This window comes from Parafrankia sp. EUN1f, assembly GCF_000177675.1.
GTDB lineage: Bacteria > Actinomycetota > Actinomycetes > Frankiales > Frankiaceae > Parafrankia.
The window spans coordinates 1-1,208 of the sequence record NZ_ADGX01000369.1 but is presented as its reverse complement, the minus strand read 5'-3'; the positions used below and the strand labels follow the sequence as shown (position 1 = coordinate 1,208).

The following is a 1,208-nucleotide window of genomic DNA, read 5'->3' as shown; positions in this document are numbered from 1 at the left end:
GCCCGTGGGGGTGATCCGTGGACATCAGCGGGCAGACAAAAGGCAGGTGAGGTCCTCCCCACGCCCGTGGGGGTGATCCGGAGGAGGTCACCGGCCAGCCGCCCGCGCAGCCGTCCTCCCCACGCCCGTGGGGGTGATCCGCCGCTGGTCGGCTGGCCTGACAGGGGGTGCTCGTCCTCCCCACGCCCGTGGGGGTGATCCGGTTCGCTTCCCCTGCGGAGACCACGGCCGGTTGTCCTCCCCACGCCCGTGGGGGTGATCCGCTGACGAGAGGGCCTCGCAGGAGCTGATGGACGTCCTCCCCACGCCCGTGTGTCGGTGCCGAGCGAAATCTGACCAGGCGTTGCCGAAGTAAAACGGCGCACCCTTCAGCCTTGGAGGGTGATCACTGTGGAGGACTGGGCCGAGATCCGGCGGCTGCATCGCGCTGAGGGTGTCTCGATCAGCGAGATCAGCAGGCGGCTGGGGATCGCGCGGAACACGGTGCGGCGTGCTCTGGTCTCGGACCGGCCGCCCCGCTACGAGCGAGCGCCGCGGCGGCGGTTGACCGACGCGGTCGAGCCGGCGGTGCGGGCGCTGCTGGCCGAGTATCCGCGGATGCCAGCAAGTGTGATCGCGCAGCGGATCGGCTGGACGCACTCGTCGTCGATCCTGCGGGACCGGATCAGTCAGATCCGCCCCGAGTACGCCGGCGTGGACCCGGTGGACCGGGTGACGTACGAGCCGGGACAGGTCGCGCAGTGCGACCTGTGGTTCCCCGAGCCGAAGATCCCGGTCGGGTGGGGGCAGACACGGACGCTGCCGGTCCTGGTGATGACGGTGGCGTTCTCCCGGTTCACCACAGCGACGATGATCCCGTCACGCCAAGGCGGGGACATCCTGGCCGGGATGTGGCAGCTGATCAGCCAGGTCGGCCGGGTGCCTCGGACCCTGGTCTGGGACCGTGAGTCCGCGATCGGTGGCAGCGGGCGGGTCAGCGGCCCGGCCGCCGCGTTCGCCGGGACGCTGGCCACGAGGATCCGACTGGCCCCGCCGCGGGACCCGGAGTTCAAGGGGATGGTCGAGCGGACGAACCGTTTCCTGGAGACCTCGTTCCTTCCCGGCCGCACCGTCACCAGCCCGATCGATTTCAACGCCCAGCTCGAGAGCTGGCTGGCCCAGGCGAACACCCGCCGGGTCCGCGCGACCGGCACCCGCCCCGTCGATCT

1 protein-coding gene and 1 CRISPR repeat array are annotated in these 1,208 nt (G+C 71.0%); the gene reads left to right on the top strand.

The genetic code is table 11. The features are described 5' to 3' along the window. Positions 1-51: 51 nt before the first annotated feature. A CRISPR array of direct repeats spans positions 52-324; the repeat unit is 29 nt; unit sequence GTCCTCCCCACGCCCGTGGGGGTGATCCG. 57 nt (positions 325-381) lie between these two features. Beyond that, positions 382-1,208, top strand: an 827-nt coding sequence (gene istA, locus FREUN1FDRAFT_RS39135; protein WP_035957704.1) for an IS21 family transposase, incomplete at its 3' end; no start/stop codon positions are given.